Raw genomic sequence first — 6,977 nt, forward strand, 5'->3', positions numbered from 1 at the left:
AAGCCCCAGCTTAAATACAGATTTGCTGTATTGAACGGCTAAAAAGCAAAAGCCCCACTGACTTGGTTGTGGGGCTAATATTAGAAGGGATACGCTCCGATCTATCGGGGAGTCAAAACGAGAATTAAACCGCAGTCGGGCCAACCAAACGCATTTCCCAATCTTCGACTTCACCGGTTTCTAGGCGGCGTTCAACAAGCTTGCCCCAAGATTCAACCAATGGAAGTTCCGCTAGTTGGCTTAGCTCTGTTTTATCTAGGCAACCAGTAAATACTGCGCCCATGATGCGAGCCAATGACCAGTCTGGGTAAGGTCTTTCGCACAGAATAATCTCGTCACCTGCACCGATATCGCCCTCTTGTAGCACTCGGAAGTACCAGCCTGTTCGAAGCGTGTCTTGCAGTCTTCTCGCCATGTCGTTTTGCTCGAAGCGGACGTTGAGTTTCCAGCAAGGCATGCGACCTTGGGATACTTCCAATAAGGTTGTGCCGATGCGGATTTTATCTTTCAGGCAAATGGACGCTTCTGTTACGCCGCTTGAGCTTAAGTTCTCGCCGAACGCCCCAGCTGATTGGAAAATCGCTTTGTCGCCCAACTCTTTCTGCCAAACCGGATAGTGCTCGCTTGGGTAAATATGAAGAGCTTTTTGAATCCCACCATGAAAGCGTGGATCGCCTTGTTCATCATTGGTAAAACCCAGTTCTGTTGCATGCTGACGCTGCGGCAGAACCTGTTTGTTGATCGCACTTTTCGCACCATGTGCAAAAGCAACGGTTTTACCTGCTAATACGCTGTTAACTACGCCTAACTTCTTCATATTCTTTCCTTATCGCCTGAAACTGATTTGCCAAACGGTATGAGACAAGGCCGCGTTAGCGCTCGCCCAGTGATTTGAATACCGGAATCGCTGCCAGTACTTCAATGCGCTTTTCTGTGCTTTTTAAGTAGCGCGTTTCGCTATCTGAAACCAACACATGACGTTGATAACCTTCCGTTTTAGGGAACTTGGTTAACACGGTTTCAAGCGATGCTTCGCATTTATCTTGGTTGATGTTATCAATATCGACTTTGAATAAGAGTTGGTTTTCTTTGGATATTTCCACTTGATATCGCATACGTCACACCTCATGGCTTCATTCACTTTGCCGGGCATGATAGCCTAGTGAACTTGTGTCAGAGTAGGGATGTAAGGACAGTTTATGATGCCAACCCGCCAAATCGATTCTCACTCCGGTGTTATGACCTCTAATGAGATGATGGCTGCCAATCCCCACTCACCAGCTTTGGTTAAGACCATCGACATGCCGAAAGGTTACATTGATGCGATGCACCAACACACGTGGCATCAAGTCATCTTCCCCATCAAAGGGTTATTACAAACCAAAACCGATCATTACCAGCACCTTGTGCCCCATACCTCTGCGCTGTTCGTACCTGCGGGTATTCAACATGAATCCATCGCGCTAAGCCATACGACATTTGTCGGTATCTATCTAAACCCTAAGTTCGGTACTGAGTACGAGCACCAAGTTAGAACCATCACTCTCACGCCTTTCTTGAACGAGCTGCTACAGGAAATACGCCGCCAATGCGAAGGGCTCGTGAGTGATGAGGAAGTATCACGATTGCTTGGCGTGTTGCATGATCAAATCATGAAAGATAACGTGCAGACCTTTCAGTTATTGCTGCCTGAAGACAGGCGTTTAAAGTTGATATTTGAAGCGCTGACCGACACGCCAGCATTGGATTGGTCACTCAGACAGTGGGGAGAGAAAGTCGGTGCATCCGAGCGAACTTTGTCGCGCTTGTTCTCCAAAGAGTTCAACACCTCGTTTCAACTTTGGCGGCAACAAATTCGGCTGATTTATTCGCTCTCTTTGCTAGATGAAGAGCTCTCCATCCAAAGCATTGCCGATCACGTGGGGTATCAAAATGACTCTTCTTACATCAAAGCATTTAAAGCCTATTTTGATGTTACCCCTCAGCAGTTTCGAATGAATAGCCGATAAGTTCTGTTTTCAAAGCTGAAGCTGTATTGCAGATTGTTCTTTCCCTCAAAAATTCGAACACCGAGCGATAAGCTTCACCCCTAGTAAGCCCAATCTAACTGAGTTTTTTAACATTTCATTTAAATCATTTTCTGTTTTTTAATTCATGCTGTGAATGACAAAAAAATACACAGCCTGACATTAAACTAGTTGCATTTGCTTTATTATGCCTTTGCCTAAAAAATGATACTTATTATGGGCTTAAAGTAGAGTAAAGACGTTAATGTAAGCTCGTGATAACAATGGAGTCGATGAGCAGCAGTGACGAATAATAACAATGTAACAGAGGTTTATAACGTGAGAAATATCGCTTGGACTGCGAGTAATGTTAATAAGTTGTTGGCGACCTTGGCTGTTTCTAGCCTGTTGTCTGGATGTGGCGGTGGTGGTGGTGGGGACTCTGATTCCACCCCTGCTGCAAAACCTCCAATTGAGAATAAGAAAGATGAAACCCCACCAGTAATCACGTTAGTAGGGAGCAAAAGCATCACAGTTTATCTGAATGATAAATTTCAGGATCCAGGCTTTACTGCAACAGATAACGTGGATGGTGACATCAGTAAGCGCGTTAAGGTTAGCTACGACAAACCGATAGATACTGACACTGAGGGCACCTACACAATAACGTACACAGTCACGGATAAAGCGGGTAACAAAGCTGCGGTATCTCGTGAAGTGAAGGTCGAAAGCAAAGCGATTCCGGCTCCAGATGTAGAGAGCGACAAAGACACCGAGAAGCCTCAAATTACACTAAAAGGTGGTGAGGAAATCATCGTTTATCTGAACGAGGAGTTTCAGGATCCAGGCTTTAGTGCAACAGATAACGTGGATGGTGATATCAGTAATCGTGTACAGGTTAGCTACGACAAACCGATAGATACTGACACTGTGGGTACCTACACAATAACGTACAAGGTAACGGATAAAGCGGGTAACAAAGCAACGGCATCTCGTAAAGTGACCGTAAAGAGTAAAGCGGTTGCAGATACCGAGAAGCCTCAAATTACACTAAAAGGTGGTGAGGAAATCACCGTTTATCTGAATGATGAATTTCAGGACCCAGGCTTTACTGCAACAGATAACGTGGATGGTGACATCAGCAAGCGTGTACAGGTTAGCGGCAAAGCGGATACTGGTACTGTTGGCACCTACACACTAACGTACAAGGTCACAGATACCGCGGGCAATGAGGCAACGGCAAAACGAGTCGTCGAAGTTGTTGAAGGCATTGTCTTTAGAGACAGCGATATTGTTCTGTATGAAAATGAGTACCAACACCGAATTTGGTATGACGTAAAGTCAGACAATATCGATGCGTCGAAAATAACATTTGAGCTGTCCGAGCAATCCACAGCGACGGTTGATAAAGCACAAGGCCAGACACTGGATGTTGAGTTGGTAGAGGTGAAAAATTCGACGTCTAAAAGTGGATATTTCACGTTGGCTATTCATGATGACGAAGAGTTCGAAGGTAAAGAAAGGATCGTGGTAAACGTTCTGAGCGACAAGGCGTTTGTTAAGGAACTGAATATTGATCTGGATGATGGTGCTTTGACCAGAGTATACTCAAGCACAAATTTTACAGATTCTTTTCCTAAGAAAAAGCTGATTGTTCTGGATGATACGCTCTATGCATTCGATAGAAAGTCTATCGTTAAATACGACCTTATCAAAAAGGAAGAAATTACAAAAAATTCTTCGCCTTATACTTACTTTGCTTTAGGTGACGATGATATTTCTGCTGCAGTTTACGAAGACAATATTTATATGCTCATCAGAGATAAATTGTATCTACTAAACAAAAATGATCTGTCATTAATTGAAGAGAGCAAAGTCCCTCTAAACTTCAACTTTAATGGATATAATGCAAAGGTTGATATACAAATCACCAAAAACACCGTTTATGTCTTTGCTACGCAAGGCTTTTACTCAAAAAAGCCAAACTACTTTAGCTACGAATTGACTGCGAACGAATGGGCAAAACTTCCACAATTACCTGAAAATAATCAGAATGATAAAAAGACCACGCTTGTAAGGACAACAAGAGTCCACGATAACAAGATCTATGTATATCAAAAGTCTCTTTTGAATGTTTTTGATATGGACATTAATCAGTGGTCAGAGGCTAACATTGTTCAAGATAAGTGGCATACACCGTATGGAGAGGACGGTGTTTGGTTTTCTGATAAAGCACAATTTGTCGGTAACTATGCTTATGACTTTATGCATGGAGAGTATGAGCAGTTCTTGAGTCGTTACAACTTTGAAACTGAGTCTATGGATGAGCGTCGCATTCTTTACGTTGGCATTGACGAAGGCTCTGATTCTTTTTTGTATAAAGGGCGTGTTCATCGATTGAACAAACAATCTAGTGCTTTCGCCTTGTTTTATATGCACGATCAAAAATAGTACTTTTGCCAAAGTGTCTAAAAAGCCAGCGCCCTGTCGCTGGCTTTTCTTTCCCCCCAAAGTTCTAACACCGAGCGATCAGCTTCACCCCTAGCAAGCCCAATCTAACTGAGTTTTTAATATTTTATTTAAATCATTTTCTGTTTTTAAATTCATGCTGCGAATGACAAAAAAATACACAGTCTGACATTAAACTAGTTGCATTTGTCTTATTATGCCTTTGCCTAAAAAATTATATTTATTATGGGTTTAAGTTAGAGTAAAGACGTTAATGTGAGCTCGTGATAACAATGGAGTCGATGAGCAGCAGTGACAAATAATAACAATGTAACAGAGGTTTATAACGTGAGAAATATCGCTTGGACTGCGAGTAATGTTAATAAGTTGTTGGCGACCTTGGCTGTTTCTAGCCTGTTGTCTGGATGTGGTGGGGGTGGGGACTCTGATTCCACCCCTGCTGCAAAACCTCCAATTGAGAATAAGAAAGATGAAACCCCACCAGTAATCACGTTAGTAGGGAGCAAAAGCATCACTGTTTATCTGAATGATAAATTTGAGGATCCAGGCTTTACTGCAACAGATAACGTGGATGGTGACATCAGTAAGCGCGTTAAGGTTAGCTACGACAAACCGATAGATACTGACACTGTGGGCACCTACACAATAACGTACACAGTCACGGATAAAGCGGGTAACAAAGCTGTGGTATCTCGTGAAGTGAAGGTCGAAAGCAAAGCGATTCCGGCTCCAGATGTAGAGAGCGACAAAGACACCGAGAAGCCTCAAATTACACTAAAAGGTGGTGAGGAAATCATCGTTTATCTGAACGAGGAGTTTCAGGATCCAGGCTTTACTGCAACAGATAACGTGGATGGTGATATCAGCAATCGTGTACAGGTTAGCTACGACAAACCGATAGATACTGACACAGTGGGTACCTACACAATAACCTACAAGGTAACGGATAAAGCGGGTAACAAAGCAACGGCATCTCGTAAAGTGACGGTAAAGAGTAAAGCGGTTGCAGATATCGAGAAGCCTCAAATTACACTAAAAGGTGGTGAAGAGATCACCGTTTATCTGAATGATGAATTTCAGGACCCAGGCTTTACTGCAACAGATAATGTGGATGGTGACATCAGCAAGCGTGTACAGGTTAGCGGCAAACCGGATACTGGTACTGTTGGCACTTACACATTAACGTACAAGGTCACAGATACCGCGGGCAATGAGGCAACGGCAAAACGAGTCGTCGAAGTTGTTGAAGGCATTGTCTTTAGAGACAGCGATATTGTTCTGTATGAAAATGAGTACCAGCACCGAATTTGGTATGACGTAAAGTCAGACAACATCGATGCGTCGAAAATAACATTTGAGCTGTCAGAGCAATCCACAGCGACGGTGGATAAAGCACAAGGCCAGACACTGGATGTTGAGTTGGTAGAGGTGAAAAATTCGACGTCTAAAAGCGGATATTTCACGTTGGCTATTCATGATGACGAAGAGTTCGAAGGTAAAGAACGCATCGTGGTAAACGTTCTGAGCGACAAGGCGTTTGTTAAGGAACTGAATATTGATCTGGATGATACTGATTCTAAAGGACTAGTTGAGCACGGTGCTCTAACAGATATTGGGCAAGTGCCATACTATAGAAGGGTTGTTCTTGATGATATGCTTTACGCCTTTGATGGTTTGAAGATAGCGAAATATGACCTAATCAATCAGAGCCGAGTGAAATATCTTGATTTGACGCACTGGTCAATCAAATTTGATGTTCAACCCTATTGGCCTCAAGTTGTTATTTATCAAGATGAGATCTACTGGCTTAACAAGAATAAGTTATATCAAGTCGATAAAAACGATTTAACTCCGAGGCTTGTCTCTTTAGTACCTGCACACTTTCAGCATGGGTCTCGCCCAAACCAAAAAATCTTAGCCATTTTAGGTAATAAGCTCTACGTGTTTGACAACGGACTTGGCGATGAAAGTTTCGCTCTCCACAGACACGAATACCACAGTTATGATTTTGAAACTGGTGAGTGGCTAGGCCTTCCTGATTTTCCAGATGAAGGAGCATACTGGAAGAATTTGGTGATATCTGTTTCTGGGACTAAGGTCGTGGGCGATGATATATACATCCTAGAGGAAAAGGATTTTAGTGTTTTTAACACAAAAGAATGGACATGGTCACAGGTTGGTACAAGGTATAAAGGCAAGTCGGCGGTTGAAGCGACACTTTCTGACCTGGCTCACTTCTCTGGTAGCTTTGCGTACGATTTTTTAAATCGCGATAAAGTTAAGTATTTTACTCGTTATGAGTTTGATGCCGATATGAAGGTAACAAGTGTTGATGAACGAGTAATACCTTACTTTGACTATGACCCTATTATGTATAAAGGCCGTTTGTACATGACCGATGGTAAAAGCACTGATTTGTTGTCTATTTACTGGGGTGATAACCACTAAACGAGTTTTAATATGAAGACCCTAAGCCAGCGCCTTGTCGCTGGCTTTTCTTCC

5 protein-coding genes are annotated in these 6,977 nt (G+C 42.9%); 3 read left to right on the forward strand and 2 right to left on the reverse strand.

The genetic code is table 11. From position 1 onward, the window contains the following. Positions 1-124 precede the first annotated feature (124 nt). Together KIO97_RS25020 and KIO97_RS25025 are read right to left on the reverse strand one after the other, a co-directional pair. Positions 125-817, reverse strand: a complete 693-nt coding sequence (locus KIO97_RS25020) for an MOSC domain-containing protein (protein ID WP_285384261.1) — start codon at positions 815-817, stop codon at positions 125-127. Between the two features lie 55 nt (positions 818-872). Continuing rightward, a complete protein-coding gene (locus tag KIO97_RS25025; protein WP_009706629.1) occupies positions 873-1,115 on the reverse strand; it encodes a hypothetical protein in 243 nt (80 codons plus the stop codon). Positions 1,116-1,199: 84 nt separating this feature from the next. On the opposite strand from KIO97_RS25025, the gene KIO97_RS25030 reads away from it, so the two are divergent. The 3 genes from KIO97_RS25030 to KIO97_RS25040 all read left to right on the forward strand — a co-directional run bounded on the left by KIO97_RS25030 (position 1,200) and on the right by KIO97_RS25040 (position 6,923). Beyond that, complete coding sequence (locus KIO97_RS25030; protein ID WP_285384262.1) at positions 1,200-2,009, forward strand: helix-turn-helix transcriptional regulator; 810 nt, start codon at positions 1,200-1,202, stop codon at positions 2,007-2,009. Between the two features lie 336 nt (positions 2,010-2,345). Then, the gene (locus tag KIO97_RS25035) at positions 2,346-4,457 is read left to right on the forward strand and encodes a DUF5011 domain-containing protein (RefSeq protein WP_285384263.1); all 2,112 of its coding nucleotides are present in this window, start codon (positions 2,346-2,348) and stop codon (positions 4,455-4,457) included. 345 nt (positions 4,458-4,802) lie between these two features. Further along, positions 4,803-6,923, forward strand: a complete 2,121-nt coding sequence (locus tag KIO97_RS25040) for a DUF5011 domain-containing protein (RefSeq protein WP_285384264.1) — start codon at positions 4,803-4,805, stop codon at positions 6,921-6,923. The last annotated feature ends 54 nt before the right edge of the window (positions 6,924-6,977 follow it).

It is taken from the genome of Vibrio sp. B181a, from assembly GCF_030248375.1.
Classification (GTDB): domain Bacteria; phylum Pseudomonadota; class Gammaproteobacteria; order Enterobacterales; family Vibrionaceae; genus Vibrio; species Vibrio campbellii.